At 44.2% G+C, this 19618-nt stretch carries 23 protein-coding genes and 1 pseudogene; 12 read left to right on the plus strand and 12 right to left on the minus strand.

Going from position 1 to position 19618, the window contains the following annotated elements:
- Window positions 1–19 precede the first annotated feature (19 nt).
- The gene (locus tag OGY18_RS07895; protein WP_032943428.1) at window positions 20–934 is read left to right on the plus strand and encodes a bestrophin family protein; all 915 of its coding nucleotides are present in this window, start codon (window positions 20–22) and stop codon (window positions 932–934) included.
- Here OGY18_RS07895 and OGY18_RS07900 read toward each other — a convergent pair.
- Both OGY18_RS07900 and tam read right to left on the minus strand, forming a co-directional pair.
- Window positions 931–1308, minus strand: coding sequence for a GFA family protein (locus OGY18_RS07900; RefSeq protein WP_003832953.1), 378 nt, complete (start codon window positions 1306–1308; stop codon window positions 931–933). The genes OGY18_RS07895 and OGY18_RS07900 overlap by 4 nt on opposite strands.
- Window positions 1309–1439: 131 nt before the next feature.
- Entirely contained in the window at window positions 1440–2198 is a 759-nt protein-coding gene (tam, locus tag OGY18_RS07905; RefSeq protein WP_286547320.1) for a trans-aconitate 2-methyltransferase, read from the minus strand.
- 110 nt (window positions 2199–2308) lie between these two features.
- Here tam and OGY18_RS07910 point away from each other — a divergent pair, with 110 nt between their 5' ends.
- The gene (locus OGY18_RS07910) at window positions 2309–2830 is read left to right on the plus strand and encodes a GNAT family N-acetyltransferase (protein WP_286552702.1); all 522 of its coding nucleotides are present in this window, start codon (window positions 2309–2311) and stop codon (window positions 2828–2830) included.
- 9 nt (window positions 2831–2839) lie between these two features.
- Here the strand turns inward: OGY18_RS07910 and OGY18_RS07915 are convergent, their stop codons facing one another.
- Both OGY18_RS07915 and OGY18_RS07920 read right to left on the minus strand, forming a co-directional pair.
- Entirely contained in the window at window positions 2840–3676 is an 837-nt protein-coding gene (locus OGY18_RS07915) for a DMT family transporter (RefSeq protein ID WP_003832960.1), read from the minus strand.
- A gap of 52 nt (window positions 3677–3728) precedes the next feature.
- On the minus strand, window positions 3729–4106 hold the full coding sequence (locus OGY18_RS07920; RefSeq protein WP_003832962.1) for a hypothetical protein: 378 nt from the start codon (window positions 4104–4106) through the stop codon (window positions 3729–3731).
- Window positions 4107–4523: 417 nt separating this feature from the next.
- Here OGY18_RS07920 and OGY18_RS07925 point away from each other — a divergent pair.
- A pseudogene (locus tag OGY18_RS07925) lies at window positions 4524–5213 on the plus strand (DUF4056 domain-containing protein); the annotation flags it as partial.
- 433 nt (window positions 5214–5646) lie between these two features.
- On the opposite strand, the gene OGY18_RS07930 reads toward OGY18_RS07925, so the two are convergent.
- Together OGY18_RS07930 and OGY18_RS07935 are read right to left on the minus strand one after the other, a co-directional pair.
- On the minus strand, window positions 5647–6003 hold the full coding sequence (locus tag OGY18_RS07930; RefSeq protein ID WP_080330024.1) for a hypothetical protein: 357 nt from the start codon (window positions 6001–6003) through the stop codon (window positions 5647–5649).
- A gap of 91 nt (window positions 6004–6094) precedes the next feature.
- Window positions 6095–6310 (minus strand): hypothetical protein, encoded by a 216-nt coding sequence (locus OGY18_RS07935; RefSeq protein WP_080330023.1) that lies wholly within the window; start codon window positions 6308–6310, stop codon window positions 6095–6097.
- A 323-nt stretch (window positions 6311–6633) separates the two neighbouring features.
- On the opposite strand from OGY18_RS07935, the gene OGY18_RS07940 reads away from it, so the two are divergent.
- From OGY18_RS07940 to OGY18_RS07975, 8 genes are all read left to right on the plus strand, one after another.
- Window positions 6634–7806, plus strand: coding sequence for a replication initiation factor domain-containing protein (locus OGY18_RS07940; RefSeq protein WP_170975144.1), 1173 nt, complete (start codon window positions 6634–6636; stop codon window positions 7804–7806).
- A gap of 12 nt (window positions 7807–7818) precedes the next feature.
- The gene (locus tag OGY18_RS07945; RefSeq protein WP_080330020.1) at window positions 7819–8157 is read left to right on the plus strand and encodes a hypothetical protein; all 339 of its coding nucleotides are present in this window, start codon (window positions 7819–7821) and stop codon (window positions 8155–8157) included.
- 41 nt (window positions 8158–8198) lie between these two features.
- On the plus strand, window positions 8199–8297 hold the full coding sequence (locus OGY18_RS07950; protein ID WP_015979771.1) for a tail virion protein G7P-2: 99 nt from the start codon (window positions 8199–8201) through the stop codon (window positions 8295–8297).
- A gap of 91 nt (window positions 8298–8388) precedes the next feature.
- On the plus strand, window positions 8389–8613 hold the full coding sequence (locus OGY18_RS07955) for a major coat protein (protein WP_015979773.1): 225 nt from the start codon (window positions 8389–8391) through the stop codon (window positions 8611–8613).
- A 67-nt stretch (window positions 8614–8680) separates the two neighbouring features.
- A complete protein-coding gene (locus tag OGY18_RS07960) occupies window positions 8681–10093 on the plus strand; it encodes a phage attachment proteinphage attachment protein, G3P family (protein ID WP_286552500.1) in 1413 nt (470 codons plus the stop codon).
- Between the two features lie 2 nt (window positions 10094–10095).
- Window positions 10096–10437: a minor coat protein gene (locus OGY18_RS07965; RefSeq protein WP_080330447.1), complete on the plus strand. Its 342-nt coding sequence runs from the start codon at window positions 10096–10098 to the stop codon at window positions 10435–10437.
- Window positions 10437–11498: a zonular occludens toxin domain-containing protein gene (locus OGY18_RS07970; RefSeq protein ID WP_137370604.1), complete on the plus strand. Its 1062-nt coding sequence runs from the start codon at window positions 10437–10439 to the stop codon at window positions 11496–11498. The genes OGY18_RS07965 and OGY18_RS07970 overlap by 1 nt, the downstream gene beginning before the upstream one ends.
- Window positions 11479–12768 carry a secretin GspD/PilQ domain-containing protein gene (locus OGY18_RS07975; protein ID WP_286552503.1) on the plus strand — a complete coding sequence of 430 codons (1290 nt, stop codon included), beginning with the start codon at window positions 11479–11481 and terminating at the stop codon, window positions 12766–12768. Before OGY18_RS07970 ends, OGY18_RS07975 begins: the two co-directional genes overlap by 20 nt.
- A gap of 328 nt (window positions 12769–13096) precedes the next feature.
- On the opposite strand, the gene OGY18_RS07980 is transcribed toward OGY18_RS07975, so the two are convergent.
- The 4 genes from OGY18_RS07980 to OGY18_RS07995 form a co-directional block, all read right to left on the minus strand.
- Window positions 13097–13252 (minus strand): hypothetical protein, encoded by a 156-nt coding sequence (locus tag OGY18_RS07980; protein WP_157858749.1) that lies wholly within the window; start codon window positions 13250–13252, stop codon window positions 13097–13099.
- A gap of 609 nt (window positions 13253–13861) precedes the next feature.
- Entirely contained in the window at window positions 13862–14344 is a 483-nt protein-coding gene (locus tag OGY18_RS07985) for a GNAT family N-acetyltransferase (protein WP_286552505.1), read from the minus strand.
- Window positions 14332–14598 (minus strand): type II toxin-antitoxin system TacA family antitoxin, encoded by a 267-nt coding sequence (locus OGY18_RS07990; protein ID WP_008784769.1) that lies wholly within the window; start codon window positions 14596–14598, stop codon window positions 14332–14334. The genes OGY18_RS07985 and OGY18_RS07990 overlap by 13 nt, the downstream gene beginning before the upstream one ends.
- 153 nt (window positions 14599–14751) lie before the next feature.
- Window positions 14752–16734, minus strand: a complete 1983-nt coding sequence (locus tag OGY18_RS07995) for an alkyl/aryl-sulfatase (protein WP_149335332.1) — start codon at window positions 16732–16734, stop codon at window positions 14752–14754.
- 254 nt (window positions 16735–16988) lie between these two features.
- Here OGY18_RS07995 and OGY18_RS08000 point away from each other — a divergent pair, with 254 nt between their 5' ends.
- Window positions 16989–17375, plus strand: coding sequence for a KPN_03583 family lipoprotein (locus OGY18_RS08000; RefSeq protein WP_286552509.1), 387 nt, complete (start codon window positions 16989–16991; stop codon window positions 17373–17375).
- Between the two features lie 116 nt (window positions 17376–17491).
- On the opposite strand, the gene OGY18_RS08005 is transcribed toward OGY18_RS08000, so the two are convergent.
- A complete protein-coding gene (locus tag OGY18_RS08005; protein WP_003832974.1) occupies window positions 17492–18121 on the minus strand; it encodes a winged helix-turn-helix transcriptional regulator in 630 nt (209 codons plus the stop codon).
- 237 nt (window positions 18122–18358) lie between these two features.
- Window positions 18359–19546, minus strand: coding sequence for an OmpP1/FadL family transporter (locus OGY18_RS08010; RefSeq protein WP_286552511.1), 1188 nt, complete (start codon window positions 19544–19546; stop codon window positions 18359–18361).
- Between the last annotated feature and the right edge of the window lie 72 nt (window positions 19547–19618).

Consider the following 19618-nt stretch of genomic DNA (forward strand, 5'->3'; position numbering starts at 1 on the left):
CATTTTCCCGAAGATAACCATGATCGTTCGTCCCCAACAACACTGGCTGCGCCTGATATTCGTCTGGCATGGTTCCGTATTATCTAAAATATTTTCACGACTGCTGCTGAACTTCCTGCTCTCCATCGCCGTTATCATCATGTTGCCCTGGTATACGATGTTGGGTATCAAATTTACCCTGGCACCGTTCAGTATTCTGGGCGTGGCGATTGCTATCTTTTTAGGTTTTCGCAATAACGCCTGCTATTCACGTTATGTCGAAGCCCGACACCTGTGGGGGCAGTTGATGATTGCTTCCCGATCACTACTTCGCGAGGTGAAAACCACCTTACCGGATGACGCCGAACTGGGACAGTTTGTTCGTCTGCAAATCGCATTTGCCCACTGTTTACGCATGACATTACGTCGAAACCCACAGGCAGAGCCGTTGGCGAAATATCTCAGCGAGAAAGATCTGCAGACGGTATTTGCCGCACAATCGCCAGCAAACCGCATTTTGTTGCTGATGGGGGAGTGGTTGGCCGTACGCAGACGTGATGGACAGCTGTCCGATATATTATTTCATAGTTTAAACAACAGATTAAATGATATGTCGGCAGTATTGGCAGGTTGTGAGCGAATTGCGAATACGCCAGTGCCGTTTGCTTATACTTTGATCCTTCATCGCACTGTTTATCTGTTTTGTATCATGCTGCCATTCGCGTTAGTGGTGGATCTTCACTACATGACACCGTTTATTTCAGTGCTTATTTCCTATACTTTTATCTCGCTCGATGCGCTTGCGGAAGAGCTTGAAGATCCGTTTGGTACTGAGAACAATGACCTGCCGCTGGATGCGATTTGCAATGCAATCGAAATCGATTTACTGCAAATGAACGATGAAACCAATGTGCCAGCAAAACATATGCCGGATAAACATTACCAACTAACTTAGTTTCGTTCTGTTTCCCACCATGCTGGCCGCATATCAGAAAACGAATGAAACTCCGGCGCCAGATCTTCATCATTAGGATCGTCAAAAGCGCCGGCTAAAAGCGCAATGACCGGAGCGTCATCGATGGCGCCCACGGAACTCCCGCACTGAGGGCAAAAAGCCCGACTGGTGGTTTCAGATGAGCGCCAGGTTGTCGGTTTTCCGGCTTTTCCCGTCCATTCTACATTTTCTGCATCAAACTCAATCCAGACGACGGTCGGGGCACCAGTATGTTTCCGGCATATATCGCAGGAGCAGGTATGGGAATTATTAGGACTGCTGGCTGTGAAACGGATCGAGCCACACAGACACCCACCAATGTAGACTTTAGACATAACAACTCCCGTCAGAAACATGTGGCAAGACACTAGCAGATGCCTGACATAGCCACTAGATCCTTATGATAAAAAGGCGAGGGCGCGCATACTCGGTAGCCCAGTCCTGTGATCTGTCTGATGATAAACGCTTAACTATTGCGTCTGGCAACAATAAACAACCGCGGAAATGCCAGCAAAATATTGCCGTTTTCCTGCAACGGATATTGTTCCTGGAGCAGTTCATGATAGCGCGCCAGGTAATGACGTTGCTCGCTTTCGCTCAAATCCTGCAGCCAGGGGCGGAGTCCCGTTGAGCTTACCCAGTCGATAATCGCCTGATGCGAATCCATAATGTGATAATACGTAGTACGCCAGATATCCACATCACAACCCGCTTCGGTCAAAATATCATAGTAGGCGTGAACGCCAGGAAGCGCTGCTCGGCCCCGATCAGGATAACCTTTTTCATAAGCCACTTCGCGCATCAGCACATGCGTGGGCTCCAGCCAGTTATCAGGCATTTGCACGGCCAGAACGCCGTTGTGACCGAGTTGTGAGACCAAATGTGGGAATAAGTCATAGTGATCGGGCACCCACTGTAACGACGCATTTGCATAAAGCAGATCCACGGGATGCTCGGGCTGAAACTGGCTAATATCCGCTTCGATAAAATGGCAGTCAGGTAATGCGTTGCGCGCTTCATTCAGCATAGCAGGTGAAGAATCGACACCTGTTGTCTTTGCCGTAGGCCAGCGCTGATGCAGCAATGCCGTACTGTTTCCCGGACCACAACCAAGATCAACAACTGAGCGGACATTTTCTAACGCCACACGGCTGAGTAATTCTGCTGCGGGTCTTGAACGTTCAGTTGCATATTGCAGATAAAGCGAAGGGTTCCAGTCGGCCATGTATAAATCTCCAGTATGAGAGGAAAAGTCAGAAAAGGACGGTATAAGACCTTGCCGATGAGCCACTTATTTTAGAAGATTATATGAAAATGAATGATAAGGGCAGGAATATGCTGGAAACATCAAGGTTGATATTACGACAATGGGAGGCTAAAGACCGGGCCCCTTTTGCTGCACTCAATGCCGATTCTGACGTGATGCGCTTTTTCCCCGCGCCGCTAGAGAAAGCTGAAAGCGATAACCTGGACGATAGATTTAGTGAAGGTATTGCAGAACGCGGCTGGGGATTTTGGGCCGTAGAGCTAAAAGAAACACACCAGTTTGTGGGCTGTGTGGGGTTACATCCACAACCTGATAAATTTCATTTTTCACCCTGCACCGAAATAGGCTGGCGCCTTGCTAAAGCATACTGGCACCAAGGTCTGGCGTTAGAAGCCGCGCAAGCGAGTCTTGCATTTGCTTTTGACGTACTGGCGCTAAATGAAGTCGTTTCATTTACTTCTGTGCTGAATAAGCCGTCAGAGAATCTGATGATACGAATTGGTATGAATAAAACAGAAGAGTTTGTGCACCCCGCGTTGCCGCCAGATCATCGATTGGCACAACATGTCCTGTATCGTCTTTGCCGATAATTAATCAGTCTATTTTGCTCCTTTTCTCATATCAGAGAAAATAACTAAGCCAATTCCAGCCAAAATAATGACGCTTGCGAGAAGGATTCTGACGGTGAGCGTTTCGCCCAAAAATATGATCCCACCGAGAGTGGCCAGACAAGGTACGCTGAGTTGAATAGTACTGGCCGTTGTGGACCGGAGTAAGGGGAGCAATGAATACCAGAGCAGATATGCACCTCCCGATGTAATTGCACCAGAAAGCACGCCCAGAACTAATCCATATATATCAATATGAAGATGAGAGCGGAAGAACAGAGGAATAATCAATGCGACCGGGATTGCCAGGATGAAATTCCCCCCGGTTGAGGCAGCAGCATCCGTGATTTTCTTCCCTGTGATACTGTAGAAAGCCCAGGCTAACCCAGCAATAACCATCATTATTGCGGCATAAAAGGAAGGACGCTCCACACCAGGAAATAGCAAAATCGCTATTCCAGCCAATGCCCCGAGTATTCCTGTTATTTTTAAAATTACGAGTTTCTCTCCCTGGGCTATTCCCCATACCGTCATGACGAGCTGAACGGTACCAAAGAGCAGCAGGGCACCCGCGCCGGTGCTAAGAGAAACATAGGCAATGGAGAATGAAAAAACATAGATGCAAAGGAGCAGGGCATTTAACCACTTGAACTCAAATTTTCTGCTGTCAGATGTTATCGCGATAAATAAAAAAAGGGCAATTGCGCCACTTATCAATCTGATGCTGCTGAATGAGATAGCATCAGCATGCATACCCTTCAATGCGAGTCGGCAAAGCACTGAATTTCCAGCAAATGCGATCATTGCGATGATGATTCTGATGAGCAAGATAGCGTCCTTTAGTCGATACGAGGTTTAGCGCAATATGCAGGTGTTGCCTTCAAAAACAGGTGTGTTGATTAATATAGTTGCCGACATCAACGACTGTGTTCGTGCTGGGCTCGACATTAAGAACGACAAAACGCATTTGCGGGCAGAACAGCTCTGCACTTTTCTTGCTGCACTCAGTTTGTAGCCATCGATGCTCACCCTGTTCGGTTACAACCGTGTTCACGTTTCCGTATTCGCTGCACACAAAACCTTTTTCAGTTGCTCTTTGCCTTGCTGCCTCCAGGCTCAGACCAATAACATTCAGCTCATCGACCTCTTTGGCGAGTGTGCTGTCGGAAACACGGGTTAATGTGCAGCTCGACAGCGTAGAGGTAAATAGTAGCAAGAGCGCGAAGCGTAGGATGGTTTTGCTTTTTTTGTTTCGCATTGTCCGATATGTACTCAATTTTATTATCGTATTTCTGAAAGTAAGTGAAGTCACCTGGTTCAGTATATAACGAACGATTACATACCATTGCTTAAAAATCACAGATGTGCGGCTTTATATTTTTAAATGAAAGCTACTAAAGACAGAATCTCATGACGTAATAATTGAGACTATGTACTTTTGGTCAGAGATATGCATTTCAAATTAGCGACGATGAAGATAAGAGCCTTCCCAGAGAAATGTCATCTTTCACATCAAATGAAGACCTCATTCTCACTAACATTGCGTAAGTGAAAGGCTGGTCTATGCTAAAAAAGCAATCAAATTTGCGTTGGCTTTTTGAATAATAACGATAATTCTCGCGTTTTCGGTGGCGAATATGAACAGGATTGTGATCGCTTTTTTAATGTGCTGTGGCGTTTTTTTTACAGTGAAGAATTGGGCGTCAGACGGATACAGTTACACAGTTTCACACCTCCTGCAACAATGGCGCAGCGTTACACGTTAGCTGCCTGGTTGGCGGCGAATCTGGCATTTGAACTAGCTCAGTGGCACGAAATTGCTCAATGGTATGGATTCGAGTCTGTTCCCGGTTTTTCTGCATTTTCCCCGGAAGACCTCTATTCAAATCTACTTGGTGCGCGTATCGCCATCAACGTGATTTTACGGGGCAGGGTGGAATCCATTGCGGCATACAACGCGGCGGTGGATCGCGAACTGCAGCAGGTTTTACTGCAACTTGGCGTCGCAACCCGGACTGAAACTGAGCGTAAGTTTCGCGAATTGGACGGCGACTGGTGGAACAGTAAACGTAGGGTTCCAGATAAATTTCTGGTGTTAAAGCGTAACTATAATCTTGAGCATAACCGGTTACCAACCCCAGTTTCGTACGAGAACGCCACGCCACTGCAACTGACTTTTCCCGCCGTGATCGAAGGATATCGGCTTGCGCGCCTGAGCGAGTTACAAATTTACCCGGGCACTTCCATGCAATCGCTTCCGCGACCGAAAACTTATTACGCACCCGATAGTTTTCAGTCCTTGGCTGACACAGCGAGTGAAGCAGACAAAATCCAGCTCGAACGTATGCACAAGTCGCGCTTTTAATCCGGTGCTTTGGCCTGGCAATTTAAATGCTGCGAGCTACGCTTTTACAGACGCTAACTCCTTCAATAATGAAGAAATTCTGCAGGTGGCATATGAAAACAGTTTTGATGTTCAGTGAAGTGAGAGTTGCGGTGGAATTGTAGAGGACATAAAACAGCTATTTGCATAACCAGCTGTAGCCGAGAGCCATCATCCAAAACTGTTAGCGCTGTTGAGGCAACTGCGCTTGAAAGAGTTTTGAGGCGTCATTATTGAGCAGCACAAGGATGACCATAAAACAGCAGATTCCGCCTTTATCTATGTTAGTGCGCATAATGTATGACGTTATGTTACAAAAGGGTTCTGAGCCATTCCGGTAGAATGGGGTTGGGTTTACCGGAATGGCGAGGGTTCGTCTTTACACATAGCGTGCATTATGCGCACCAGTGTTTCTTTATGAGTATGTTATAGAGATTGTGCCATCATCTAATATTTGTAGTTCAATATCGGACTTTACAAATTTCTCTCTAGTAAGCCCGCCAAAGGTTGATTGTACTAACCAAATCGTATGGATTAAATTGAATGTGGAATATTCTATTTTTTCCTCATCCACTTGATTTTTAATTGTTTTTATTAATTCACTAGCGAAGATAGGCAGGCCATCGAATGCCCATTTTGCGCCTTTCTCTTTTATAAGAGCTAGTTTTTTCTCGTCTTTTGCTTCTGCGATAATAGCTAATTTATTAACATCATACTTACTTTCAAAAAACAAAATCCCATTTTCATCAAAAATTTTGGTATGCACTGTCATTTTTATTTAGCCTAAATTGATTTAGTCGGCATCCCCCGTCCTGTAAAACGGGGGTAGTCTCAGGATAACTACGGGCTTTCAGCCAGCATAGCTAACTATTTTTGACCTTAAACGTTAATTCACCTTTTTCGTTTACATCTATCTCATTCATTTTATTTTCGATTAAAAAATGCACTAAATCAGACTCTTTATAAATGATGTTTATTCCATTCATAATGTTTTTCTTAGTGAGTTCATACGAAAGAACTCCTAAATCGATAGACTCAGAATCCTTCAATCGTATTGTTTTAATTAGATTTTTCTTCATTTCGGCTATCTCTGTATCTGTTTTGATTAATCATATTACATGTATACATATTTTCAATTACTAGTTGACAGGTAATCCGTTACAGGTGTACTTTTCTACTAAATGTAATTAGTAATGTGTATACACGGTGCTTTTATGAACATCATCTACTTCGACTACATACCAGATTTTGGAGTCAATGCTAGCATCGGCGGGGAATGGGACTTTTACCGCTCCTTTGATGAGCTGGTAGATGAATGTTTTTGCTTCTATGGTGATGATTTTCTTTTAGTTTCTGTCGTTCTGCATTCTGATTCTTTCGTGGGTTACAGGGAGTCACTGACATGCAACTGACGGAAAGAAATGTAAAAATTGACTATCTTGCATTTACCATGCCTTTCTGTTCCCTCAAATCGTTGGAAACGTACCCGCATGGGCTAAATGAATGGCGCAAGTACGGAATTTATCCAACATTTCATAACCATGTATCTCATAAGGATGCTTTTTTTACCGATGTGATTAAAGGTGGTAAATGGTGTCCGTCCGACGATGAGCTAAACGAACAGGTTCAAAGCTACACGACTGATTCAAAAGGTGAACTTGAGCAAAAAATAAATGACCTGAATAGGGAGATTTATTTAGCGCGTATGCATCGTCTTAAATTGTGGTTGTCCGCTGTCTTTGGGCTTCATCTTGGGCCAGAACGGGACAGAGGAGGCTATAACTATGACCGTTCAGCGCCTCTGTATTCAGTTGATGGCGGTTATGAGCATCTTGGAATGGTGTTTTGGGGTGGAAATAACGACACGATCTATATTCAGATCAGCGGTGAAGGGTGTACTCATGTTTTTAATGGCACGTCACCACATGAAATTTATAACTGGCTCAATCATCTTGATGTAACGATGTTGAAACGTATAGATCTTGCTGTTGATGATTTTGACGGTGTATTTACTGTTTCTGCTGCCATGCGGGATCATAAATGTGAGGCTTTTTATGGCGGTAAAGGCCCGAAGCCGGGTCTTGGCATTTCTCACAAATATCATGGTGATGGATCGTTACAGCAGGAAATGATTACTGTTGGTTCTCGTGAATCTCGTGTTTATTGGCGTATTTATAACAAAGCGCTTGAACAGAAAGTTGATGATGTCTGGCATCGTTCAGAAGCTGAACTTAAAGGCTTTCCGCTTGAGATACTACTGAACATAGAAGGGATTTTTACTGGTCTTTGTGAATACGCGCAACAGATCAATCCAGCCAGACCTAAAACACTTCAGCGTTCTGGAATTGTCCGGCTGGCGATTAACAGTTTTGAATCTGATGTTCGTTGGCTTCGCAAGCAGGCATCGAAAACCATTGCCAGAATTTTCCATCAACTTGGCAATGATTATGAAGCTGTCTTTTCTTCCATTGTTCGCAAAGAGCATATGGATGACCTGACGCTTAAATTCAGGACGCCAGATATTTACCAAAATATAGTGGCTCAAAAATTCTACAACCGTGAATGTGCATTCTAATAGAGGTTATTTATGGAACAGGAAACACTCAAAGTATTTTTTGTACAGTTTGGCACAATGAAAAATGATAAAACAAATGAAGATTTTAATTGGGGTAATGCGCAGGCATTATCTACTGAATTTGAATCAACGAATAGCTCATGTGGCTTTGCTCCGGCAAAAGTGAAAATTACACCAGATAATCGTCATGCTGTTTGCCTGAAAATGCGTGATGACCTGGAGAGTGCTTATAAATCTGGAAAGCCTTTTCTTGAAATTATACCGTCATATGGGCTTAAGGCATCTAAAGGTGTCATGATTCCTGTGATTGTTGATTACAAAATTGTTGGAAAGATAGATTTGAAGGGGTGATTTATTCCATCTGTTAATGTCACTTAGGTTTTTTGGGATATATGTCTGCTACAGACTTCGATTCTCTTTATCAATTAATATTTAATGCGGGGCTTGTTATTTGCTTTGGCCTTGGCGTTATTAGTGGTGGTCAAAGATGAGTGTACTATCTTACTTCTTTGCTGCTTATTGTGTTGGATGGGTTATATCCCATTCTATTCTGGTGTTTAAAAAACTATCTGAGGTTTCAATATGAAAAAATCAGTCGTTGCAAAAATCATTGCTGGCTCAACTCTGGTTATTGGTTCATCTGCCTTTGCAGCAGATGATGCAACCAGTCAGGCTAAAGCTGCTTTTGATTCTTTAACCGCTCAGGCAACCGAAATGTCCGGGTACGCATGGGCGCTTGTTGTTCTTGTTGTTGGTGCAACGGTGGGAATTAAACTGTTTAAGAAATTTGTAAGCCGCGCATCTTAATTCAATATCCTTTCGCTCCAACCATTTATTTGGGTGGCATCTGCCACCCTTTATTCAGGTAGCATAAATGAAGAAAATAATTATTGCTTTATTTTTTGCTCCTTTCTTTACCCATGCAACTACAGACGCTGAATGTTTAAATAAACCCGCATTTGATGGCACATTAAGTAATGTCTGGAAAGAAGGAGACTCACGTTATGCAAATTTTGAAAACTGCATTTACGAACTTTCGGGTATTGGTATCGGTTATGATAATGATACTTCGTGGAATGGGCACTGGACGCCTGTTCGTTCTGCTGATGGCTCTGGCAATGGTGGTGATGATAATTCATCTGGCGGGGGTAGTAATGGAGACTCAGGAAACAATTCTACGCCAGATACAGTAACACCAGGGCAGACTGTAAATTTACCGTCTGACTTATCTGCTCTGAGCGTTCCTTCTAATGTGGTTAAATCTGACTCAATAGGTTCTCAGTTTTCGCTTTATACAAATGCCAATTGCACAATGTGCTCAGGGTATTATCTGTCTAACAATGCTGATTCAATTGCCATTGCTAGCATTATGGAAACGGTAAAGTATGATTATAACCAGCCTGATATGTGGTTTGAGCAAACCGACAGTGACGGCAATCATGTTAAAATACTACAGAACAGTTATAAGGCTGTTTCTTATAATATCGAATCAAAACAGTCGGACGTGAATAACCCGACATACATTAGTTATTCTTATTCCGTTAATGTAAAGCAGGTTTCCTATGACACATCAAACGTCTGCATAATGAACTGGGAAACTTTTCAGAATAAGTGTGATGCCTCACGTGCTGTTTTGATAACTGATACGGTTACGCCATCTTATTCCAGAAATATAACAATACAGTCGAATATTAATTATCAGGGTGGCAATGGGTCAGGCGGGTCAGGCGGGTCAGGCGGGTCAGGCGGGTCAGGCGGGTCAGGCGGGTCAGGCGGGTCAGGCAATGATGGTGGCGGAACCGGGAATAATGGCAACGGAACCGGTGATTTTGATTACGTCAAAATGGCAAATGCCAATAAAGATGCACTGACTGAATCATTTGACTTGTCAGCTTTACAGGCCGATACAGGGGCATCTCTTGATGGTTCTGTACAGGGAACGCTGGATTCTTTAAGCGGATTTTCCGACAGCATTGGTGGGCTTGTTGGCAACGGGTCAGCTATTTCTGGTGAGTTTGCAGGTTCATCATCTGCGATGAATGCAATTGGTGAGGGTGATAAATCTCCTCTGCTGGACTCATTTCTGAAAGACGGATTATTTCCGACCTTACCTGAATTTAAACAATGTACGCCATTTGTATTTGCTCCCGGCAAAGAGTACGAGTTTATTATTGAGTGCAAATACATTGATATGTTTAAAGGTATTTTTGCTTTCATATTATATTTCTGGACGTTCGTTACTGTTTACGATTCTTTTTCTGGAATATTACGTAAGGGAAGGGGGTAACTATGCCAGCTTTTCTTGGGCTTCCTGTTCTGGCAAGATTTATTGGATGGCTTGCAGGTGCTCTTATTGCATATGCTGCCAAGTTTTTTACATTGGGTATTGCCAGAATAGCACTTGCAATTTCGCTATTCCTTGGTCTCATTATCGGTCTGAATGGATTGTTAGTTTCCTATCTCTCAGATCTTACTTCTGTATTACCGCCTGAAATTGCCAGTGCAATTTCTTATGTTGTTCCTGCTAATGCAGCACCATGTTTGTATGCGATTTTTTCGCTTAAAGCAGCAGTTTTTATTTTTGACGTTAAAGACAGAATTATAGGATACCTTGACTGGAATAAATCATAATGGCTGTATATGTCGTAACGGGAAAGCTTGGTGCAGGTAAAACACTGGTCGCTGTCGGTAAAATCCAGGACAAAATTGTTTCTGGTTGCAGGGTGGCAACGAATCTCGACTTGAGCATTCATAAGTTACCGAGAGTGGGAATATTTGCAAAGTCACCGGATGTTATACGGATACCTGATAAACCCTCACTGGAGGATTTACTGGCAATCGGGAGAGGCAATAATTCCTATGATGAAAATAAAAATGGATTATTGGTTCTTGATGAATGTGGAACATGGTTTAACTCACGCTCATGGGCTGATAAAGAAAGACAGTCCGTAATTAATTGGTTTTTACATGCCAGAAAACTGGGCTGGGATATTATTTTTCTTATTCAGGATTTATCCATCATGGATAAACAAGCTCGTGTGGCACTGGCCGAGCATGTTGTTTATTGCAGACGCCTCGATAAAATCACAATCCCATTCATTGGCTCAATTTATAGTGTAATAACGGGTTCAAAACTTCCGCTGCCAAAAGTACATGTCGGAATTGTTAAATATGGTGACTCTCCTCAGTCAATGACTGTAGAACGCTGGACTTATACGGGGCGAGATCTGTATGCCGCTTATGATACCAAACAGGCATTTTCAGACGCTTATGAGCATTCATCATTCTCATACCTGACACCATATCTTTCACATGGCAGGTATGCCGTAAAGAGGGACGCTACATTTTATATGAGACTTTCCAGAATCTATTTAAAGAAATATTCAAGAGTATTGTGCCTGTTTTGTGGTTTTGTATCAGCATTCGCATACCTCAGTCTGTCCAGACCGGAAGCGACAACTCAGATAAAACCAGCATCGCCGCAGATTATCACATCCCGTTATAAACCATCAGATTTGAAAATAACAACATCGTATCGAATGGGAAATACGGTTGGTTTTGAGTTTATGGATGCTAAGAAGCAAAAAATCGCATCTGACGATCTAATTAAAGACGGTTTCCGCATGGTCTATATAGCACCTTGCGCGGTAGAGCTTATTAAGGATGGGAAACATGAAAAAGTTACTTGCTAGTTTGCTTTGTGCATTGTCATTTCAGAGCTTTGCTATCCCTGTCGAACTGAATAACGCGCCAGTCAGGGAGTTTGTTTCATGGTATTCAAAAACAACCGGAAAGCCTGTGATTATTTCACCGGACGTAAAAGGGGAAATTACAGTTTACTCAGCGGATGTCACCAAGGATGAACTGTCTCAGTTTTTTACGTCGGTTCTCCGGGCGAACGGTTTTGACCTCAGTCCGGGTAATCCTGCTGTGGTTCAAAAGTTTAACCGTGATACGTATGAATATTCCGATTCATTCTCAGAGCCGGTTCCGGCATCCTCTTATGAGGGGGATGTTCCTCCTCCAACTGGAGACTTTTTCACTAAATCTGAGATGCGCGCCAATTTGATTACTCAGACGTATCCGGTCAATAACGTCAGAGCAAAGGATCTCGCACCAGTTATTGATATATTCCTGAAGGGGGAAAATATTGCAGGTACTAAAGTTTATCCTTTTGATGGGGCGAATATTCTTGCTGTAACGGCATCAGCATCACAACATAAAGAACTTGCAGCATTTTTTCCCTCTGTTGATGTGCCAAGAACGCAGGTTCTTGTTGAATCAGTCATTTTTGAAACAACGGCTTCCGATGGTTTTGATTTCTCCTTTGCAGCGGGAGATCCTTCCGGCAGTCCGGTGGCGGGAGGAATCAATACTGATCGCCTCACGTCTGTTTTATCCAGCACTGGCGGCTCCTTTGGTATTTTTAACGGCAACATTCTGGGGCTTAGCCTGAAAGCGCTTGAAACATCGAGCAAATCAACGCTTTTATCAATGCCGCGCATCCTGACTATGTCAGGCCATCCAGGAACATTTACGGCAGGGCAAAATGTTCCATTTGTTACGGGACGGGTCACGGGAGAAGCTGCAAATGTTAATAATCCATTTCAGACGATCGAGCGTCATGATGTGGGGATCTCATTGAAGGTTGTTCCGGTCGTGACACCCGGAGGATTGTTAATCATGGATGTTTCAACAAATGCGGACAGTATTTCTGATTCGCAAACGGCTTCCGACATCATCACAAATACACGCTCAATTTCGACAACCGTTCAGCTAAAATCCGGCCAGACAGTTCTGCTCGGCGGGATGGTGGATAACAGGGAAAGCGACAGTGATTCATCTGTACCGTGGGTATCGAAAATTCCCTTAATTGGTGCGCTCTTCACGTCCAAAAGCTCAAATGCAAACAAGCGCACGCTGTACATTCTCATTCGCGCCCGCGTCGTTAACCTGCTTTAATCCCGGATCACCGGCGTTCTCCCTGCGCAGCGGGGGGAACGTTGGTGAGAAGGGCGCTCAGACAGGAAAGTCCCCCCGTGCATATCAGGTGGAACAAATCGCCGCTTATCTCTTTTTTAATTATCGGCAGGCGGAACAAATCACCGTGCAACATTCCTGACTCAAAGGTGGGGAGCTATGCCGTTAAGGCATGGCAATAAATTAATAACCTAATAACCAATTGATAATATTATGTTTTTACAACCTTTTAAACTTGAAAGGTGGGGTGTTATGCCGTGGAACATAAGGAGAGGCAAAAATCAGGGGGGGAACAAATCGCCGCTTTCAGCTAATCAAGTGGATAGTTTTTTGCCTCATACTGCATAATCAGCGTAGACAGTTCATCCAGTTTTCTGGCTTCCTCAGAACCATCCGGCGGGTCGAGATCGTAAAGCGGTGAGACTTCTTTTAGAGCAGCGTAATATTCCTGTTCATTTTTTATCATGACGGAAGCGTTCCTTATGCTGATGGCAAGACGCCAGTTTATCGCATGCGAAAAAAATTTCTTTTCAGAGCAGTAGTAAACAACCGTGAACCCTGACATGCCCACGAAACCCGGACTCATTTTGCGGTAAGAGACAAGTAAGGTGCATGAGCCATTGCATAACCGCAGAGCTTGTCCGTCCTATAACATCGCAGACGATTTGTCGTGTGTAACTGGTGAGGAAACAGTACGACCATCCGCTTTGCATAATTGCTTACGACTGCATGACGATAATAGGACAGAAGCAATTGTGGCTGCAAAGGCTTTGGCGTTCATGTTTTTAACGGTAACTCCGGGAAGTGACAAAACTTGTTTTGGTGCTGACCGGGGTTGGCCAAGCCGCGCAGTCATTGATTATAGGTTTGGAGCTAATCCGGCGCGGCAGCTTCACCAGAGCCGTCCTGACGGACGATGACCTGATGGCTGGGTTTTCCTGTGCCAGAATGCTGGATTCTCTCTTACGCCTTACTGGTGCGCATAATGTATATTATGTTAAATACAATTGCTGCGTACTCAGTTGAGACTCCATGTGGCCCACGTTTGGCCATTGACCTCCTCTGCTCATTACAATCATGAAAGCCTGAGGAACAGAGTGCGTTCCTGCAGTTGAGATGCTTTGAATCCGTGGTGAAGATAAAAACGTTTAGCTTCGTCTGTGAGCGCATGTACCATAACGGCACGCACGCCAATATTTTCTGCCACTTTGTAACACCGCAGTACCGCATCGTGAAGCAGATCGGCCCCTAACCCTTTTCCACGAACAGAAAGATCTACGGCCAATCTGGCAAGGATAATTACGGGGATTGGATCTGGCATGTTACGCCGAAGATTGCCTGTTGCTTCTGTGTGGTTGACGCTACCTGTGGCCAGTGAATAAAAGCCAGTGACGTGTCGCGTGTCTGTTTTGCAGACAACAAACGTCCTGGCTGCGCCGAGAGCCTGATTTTTTAGCCCTTTTTGCTTTAACCAATCATCGAGAACAATTTCTCCGCTGACAAATTCCGCTAATTGATGAATGTGAGTTAGTGGTTCCGGTGCGGTTACAAATCCCACTGTGGTTTCCTTGCCAGTAGCTTCCTGATAGCGGGATCTTCGGCAACCGGAGCATCAAGCATCTCGATAAACTCAGCGTATTGTTCATCATTAAAATTAAACACTCGGCGATCGAGAATAACGTTCTCTGCCGCCTGGCAGGCCATTTCCAGAATAAAGTCTGTACGCGATTTATGTAGAATCTCTGCGGCCGCATCAATAAGCGCGCGTTGGGATTCTTTAGCTCTAAGGTTTAGCTGGACATCTGATTTCATTATTAAGCCTCTTGTATAGCAATTGCTTTACAAGCATATCATAAGGCTTATGTATAGCAACTGCTATACAGCATCGTTCAACTCAATACTCTGATAAGCAACAATAAAAAACCCGCCAGTGCTGGCGGGTTATGGCATGGTTTGTCTCTACAGTTAAGGCGTTACCATGTTAAACCAGAAATCAAAGCTATCTAAATACCCGAGGAACTCATCAAGCTTGGCATGATTGCCGGAAATTTGTACATCACCCTTCTCTTCTGCCTGTTTCAGCGATTCTTCCTTGAGAATGATTTTGTTCAACGTTGCACGGTTAAGCGTAATGGAGGCGTCAGCATTGCTGGCCTGTGTATCAGCGCTATGGTTAAGAACACCGTTTTCCAGTTCCAGTTTGTATTTACCGCCATCAGCACCTAAATCGACGTTGAAGACTGCCTGCGCATTTGCCGCTTTTTCTCCGTTAATATGTACCGCGAGATAATCAAAGAACATCTCAGGTGACATGGCTTTAACGGTATCCGGGCTGGCGGTATTTGGCGTCGCGCCTTTCACCACACCGTTGCGTAATTCTTGTGCACCAGTCAGATAAAAATTACGCCATGGACCGGACTCAGCCTGATAACCCATTTGCTCAAGGGCATCTGCTTCCAGATTACGGGCTTCTCTATTGCTCGGATCAGCAAAGACGATATTGTTAGTGACTTGCGCCACCCAACGGTAATTGCCTTGGGCGTAATCAGTTTTCGCTTTTTGCATGATTGCATCGGCGCCGCCCATATAATCGACATATTTCTTCGCGGCATCAACGGGCGGTAATTCATTCAGTGTTGCCGGATTACCGTTGAACCAGCCGAGGTAAAAGACATACGTTGCTTTCACATCATGGCTGACAGAACCATAGTATCCGCGGCTGGCCCATGATTTTTCCAGACCAGACGGCAGTTTGAAGTTAGCGGCGATTTCGTCACGGGTCAGCCCCTGGTTAGCCATGCGCAGCGTCTGATCGTTGATGTAACGGTACATATCACGCTGACTTTTCATTAACTTCACCACATTTTCATTACCCCAGGTCGGCCAGTGATGCTGAGCAATAATAATGTTTGCCTTTCCCCCCCAGCGGCCAATAACGTCATTGATATATTTTGACCATGCCAGCGGATCGCGGATCTTCGCGCCACGTAATGAATAAGTGTTATGCAGCGTATGGGTGACATCCTCTGCAGCTTCGATCATTCCCTTCTCTTCTACATACCACAGCATTTCAGAAGGTGCTTCCGATCCCGGCGCCATCATGAAGTCATAGGTTAGACCGTCGATAACTTCTTTCTGCCCGGTGTGGGTAATATAGTTAGTGGGTTCAATCAGCGTGACCGTACCGGCGGAGGTTGTCGTCCCCAGACCCGCACCGACCTGACCTTTTGCATCCGGTTTCAACAGATTGCCATACATGTAACTAGCTCGGCGACTCATGGCGTTACCTGCCATAATATTTTCAGATACAGCTTCCTTCATAAAACCAGCCGGTGCATATACCTTCACTTTACCGGATTTCACATCCGCTTCATCAATCACGCCGCGGACACCACCGTAGTGGTCAACATGGCTGTGCGTATAAATGACGGCAACAACGGGTCTTTTACCGCGATTCTTATAATAAAGGTCCATTCCCACTTTCGCGGTTTCTGCAGATACCAGCGGATCAATGACCGTAATACCCTCTTTCCCTTCCATAATTGTCATATTCGAGAGATCAAGATTACGGATTTGATACACGCCATCAGTGACCTGGAACAAACCGCCAATATTGATCAACTGTGACTGACGCCACAGGCTTGGATTAACCGTGTCGGGGGCTTTTTCGCCCTCTTTGATAAAGGCATATTGCTGAGGGTCCCAGACAACATTTCCCTGCTTCCCTTTAATCAATTCACTGGGAAGCGGAGCAATAAAACCTTTATGTGCGTTCATAAAATCGGTTTTATCAGTGAATGGCAATTGACCATATAAGGCGTCATTCGCACTTTTGGTCTGAGCAGTCGCATCTTTTGCTCCTTCCTGTGCCAATACAGGTAGTGATATTAATGATGTTGAACACACGCCAGCTAAAGTCAGATAACTTACTAGTTTATTAAGTTTCATAAATCCTCGCTAATAATATATTATCCAGAAGAAAGAAATCCTGCAGTTCTGATTGTTGAGAAGCTTCCGTAATACTGTACTTATCAGGTTTCTATGATCTAATGCTCGTAGGCTAACATGGTCTTATGAAACAATGTAATGCAATGGCATTTAATTTTAAATTTCCTTTTGTTTTTATTTAAACAAAATAGCTGTAGACACCTGACTGTATAAAAAGATAATAGCTGGCATCCATTGTCTTTAGAACACTATATATGCGCACTCTCTATCTACTTCTCATCGTTGGGATACTTTCTGGCTGTAATACTTCTCCCCCAGAGAAAGTTGTTAAAATCAATAAAATGGTGATCCCTGTTGTTCAGGCACAACCCGAGTCAAAATCAAGTAGTGACTCGGCATCCCTGTCCTTATATCAGGATAATAAACAGAAAATTGAAAACGTCGCGAGTTCATTAAAAAATGAATATCTTCATGAGGTTAAGCCAAGAGATATGTTTGACGTTCATAGCCAGGCATACCAGGTTTATGCTTCTTTAACCAAGCTCGAACAAATGCAGCAAATGAACAATTTTTATTATAAGGAGCATAATCAAACAGGACTGTTAAGCATTAATCAGTCCGTGAACTCTCTTATTGAATAACAAGAAATCCTCCTCAGAAAATGATGAGGAGGATTTCTTACGATTGATATATGGCATGCCACAACAATAGAATATTAAATTTAGATAATCGATTTGTAACTTGTTTGTGGGTTTATTTAAAATCGTTCAGGCAATTTATTGATGGAAGTAAGATACCCTCCGCGTTCAAAATCAATATACCCTCCTTTTTTTAACGCAGATACAACATTTAAAACACTGCTGCGCGATAAGTGGGTCCGATCCTGAATATAATCTAAAATAGAGACTCGCGTGCGCGTCTCTTCCGGCAACAAAATCATCTCTTCGAGGTGGTTACGTATCACTGAATAAGTACGCTGCTGTACGACTAAATCATCACGATAAAAGAGATAGCCCGTATGATATGAAAGCACTGCCGCCGCATCTTCCCACAAGCCTTGTTGATGAAAGAGTTCTCGTGCTTTATCGGCATCGACGCGTAATAATGTTGACTCAGCTTCAGCGCGCAATAAATGGCCGTGTACCGGTTGGATCATTTCGGCAATACCGAACAGATGGGGTTCATAGACGGTCACGATTAACAGACCATCAGAAGAACGTAAAATAGACAGCTCCCCTTGCAAAAAAAGGTAGAGTTGAGGCTTATTCTTGTATTTCCACATGATACGCCGCCGCGGCACAACCTTCATCTTTTCTGCAATCGGTTCAAGTGCTTGCATTAAGCGTTGTATGCTTTGTTCTGGGCGTACCGGAGGTGAAATTTGCATAATCAAACCTGTATTATTTAGATTGAAAACAATATGCTTTTACCTATATTCCATGAAGGTAGTACAGATTCATATTAAAACCATAAATTGCTCAATAATAAAAGTAGAAATTTATTTTTATTTAAACGAGCGTGTGTGATAAGACCACCAGCAGACGGTTACCAGACACTGTCGGATAGATAATCCGCCATGGTGACTATTAACAATGCGTGAGATAGTTAATCGGGAATAACGGCGCTAGAATTGATAGCTGTAGTTGACACTGGCAAACCATAGCCACGGATTCTTATACTGGCCTGCAAAGATATCAGATTTGACATTAGACGACTGCATGTGCAAATACTCAACGGCAACGCCAATATTGCTGGCTGGCGTAATCTGGTACTGTGCACCGGTGGCAAGTCGCCATTCATCGCCGGTTGGCATCGAAAGCGCTACATCACTTTGCGATTTGTACGGTGAACTGTCATAGGCAATACCGGCATTAATGCGCCACTGCTCATCGGGATGATATTGCACGCCCAGCGCTGTATGCCATGTATCTCTCAGACGATTATCACGATCGCTTTGCTGACCATTTATTGTAATCTGCGGGCTGCCAAACTGACTCCAGTCCTGCCAGCCAAGATCGCCCATCACTGACCATTGACAGTTGATATCGTGAACCAGACTAAGCATCACCTGCTGCGGAGCACGGACCTGTGTGGAGATCGGCAGATCATATCCAATATTAGGTATATTGGGAAAACGCGCTGTCCCGTCAATATTGAAATGATAATCAGTCTTACTGGTCCAGGTTACACCCGCCCGAGTATTGTCAGTTAAGTCCATTAATAACCCAAGGTGGTAATTCATCGCCCAGTCATGATCGCTTTGTTTCTCATCGTGGCCATCGACATCTCTGCTTAGCGACAGAAAACCATAGTTTAGCCCTGCAGCTGCGCCAACCGACACCTTATCACTTAGTTTCCATGCAACGGCGGGACTCAGCGTCATCGCAACCATGGTACTTTGTTTAATTAACCGATCCCCTGCCCAGTTGCCGAAGTCGATACCTAATCCATAGTTGCCGTACAAACCCAAACCGGCAGAAACGGTATCACTCAGCCGTTGCGTATAAAACATGCTGGCATTGGGGAAAAGCGTCATTACATTACCGGGGCTTTGCCTTCCATCTGTCGTATTGTTCAGCGTATAGGGAATATCTCCGCCCATCGCCTGTAATCCTCCGCTGACCATATGGTCAGGTAAACGGGTCATCCCCGCAGGGTTCGTTAACAGCGTAGAGGCATCCTGAGCACGAGCGGCCTGCCCTGCACCAGCCAGTGCGGTATCCTCCGTTCCGACTTCATAGAAGTAGAGCGCACTGGCGTGACCGACTGACGAAAAAATCATCCCGGAGAGAAAAATTATATTTTTTTTCATTGCATTACCTGTTTGGAGGGGGCGTTCTTTACTAAACGTAGGGTCAGCTATCACACTGTATTGATTTATGCT

Source organism: Citrobacter sp. Cpo142 (genome assembly GCF_030332425.1).
Taxonomy (GTDB): domain Bacteria; phylum Pseudomonadota; class Gammaproteobacteria; order Enterobacterales; family Enterobacteriaceae; genus Citrobacter; species Citrobacter portucalensis.

Bases quoted from the DNA above. Each gene is read 5' to 3' on its own strand.
- OGY18_RS08000 (WP_286552509.1), top strand. From the start codon at position 16,989: ATGCGCACTCTCTATCTACTTCTCATCGTTGGGATACTTTCTGGCTGT.
- OGY18_RS07950 (WP_015979771.1), top strand. From the start codon at position 8,199: ATGTCTGCTACAGACTTCGATTCTCTTTATCAATTAATATTTAATGCG.
- OGY18_RS07960 (WP_286552500.1), top strand. From the start codon at position 8,681: ATGAAGAAAATAATTATTGCTTTATTTTTTGCTCCTTTCTTTACCCAT.
- OGY18_RS07990 (WP_008784769.1), bottom strand. From the start codon at position 14,598: ATGAAATCAGATGTCCAGCTAAACCTTAGAGCTAAAGAATCCCAACGC.
- OGY18_RS07940 (WP_170975144.1), top strand. From the start codon at position 6,634: ATGCAACTGACGGAAAGAAATGTAAAAATTGACTATCTTGCATTTACC.
- OGY18_RS08010 (WP_286552511.1), bottom strand. From the start codon at position 19,546: ATGAAAAAAAATATAATTTTTCTCTCCGGGATGATTTTTTCGTCAGTC.
- OGY18_RS07900 (WP_003832953.1), bottom strand. From the start codon at position 1,308: ATGTCTAAAGTCTACATTGGTGGGTGTCTGTGTGGCTCGATCCGTTTC.
- OGY18_RS07945 (WP_080330020.1), top strand. From the start codon at position 7,819: ATGGAACAGGAAACACTCAAAGTATTTTTTGTACAGTTTGGCACAATG.
- OGY18_RS07980 (WP_157858749.1), bottom strand. From the start codon at position 13,252: ATGATAAAAAATGAACAGGAATATTACGCTGCTCTAAAAGAAGTCTCA.
- OGY18_RS07920 (WP_003832962.1), bottom strand. From the start codon at position 4,106: ATGCGAAACAAAAAAAGCAAAACCATCCTACGCTTCGCGCTCTTGCTA.
- tam (WP_286547320.1), bottom strand. From the start codon at position 2,198: ATGGCCGACTGGAACCCTTCGCTTTATCTGCAATATGCAACTGAACGT.
- OGY18_RS08005 (WP_003832974.1), bottom strand. From the start codon at position 18,121: ATGCAAATTTCACCTCCGGTACGCCCAGAACAAAGCATACAACGCTTA.
- OGY18_RS07995 (WP_149335332.1), bottom strand. From the start codon at position 16,734: ATGAAACTTAATAAACTAGTAAGTTATCTGACTTTAGCTGGCGTGTGT.
- OGY18_RS07935 (WP_080330023.1), bottom strand. From the start codon at position 6,310: ATGAAGAAAAATCTAATTAAAACAATACGATTGAAGGATTCTGAGTCT.
- OGY18_RS07930 (WP_080330024.1), bottom strand. From the start codon at position 6,003: ATGACAGTGCATACCAAAATTTTTGATGAAAATGGGATTTTGTTTTTT.
- OGY18_RS07965 (WP_080330447.1), top strand. From the start codon at position 10,096: ATGCCAGCTTTTCTTGGGCTTCCTGTTCTGGCAAGATTTATTGGATGG.
- OGY18_RS07910 (WP_286552702.1), top strand. From the start codon at position 2,309: ATGCTGGAAACATCAAGGTTGATATTACGACAATGGGAGGCTAAAGAC.
- OGY18_RS07895 (WP_032943428.1), top strand. From the start codon at position 20: ATGATCGTTCGTCCCCAACAACACTGGCTGCGCCTGATATTCGTCTGG.
- OGY18_RS07975 (WP_286552503.1), top strand. From the start codon at position 11,479: ATGAAAAAGTTACTTGCTAGTTTGCTTTGTGCATTGTCATTTCAGAGC.
- OGY18_RS07955 (WP_015979773.1), top strand. From the start codon at position 8,389: ATGAAAAAATCAGTCGTTGCAAAAATCATTGCTGGCTCAACTCTGGTT.
- OGY18_RS07970 (WP_137370604.1), top strand. From the start codon at position 10,437: ATGGCTGTATATGTCGTAACGGGAAAGCTTGGTGCAGGTAAAACACTG.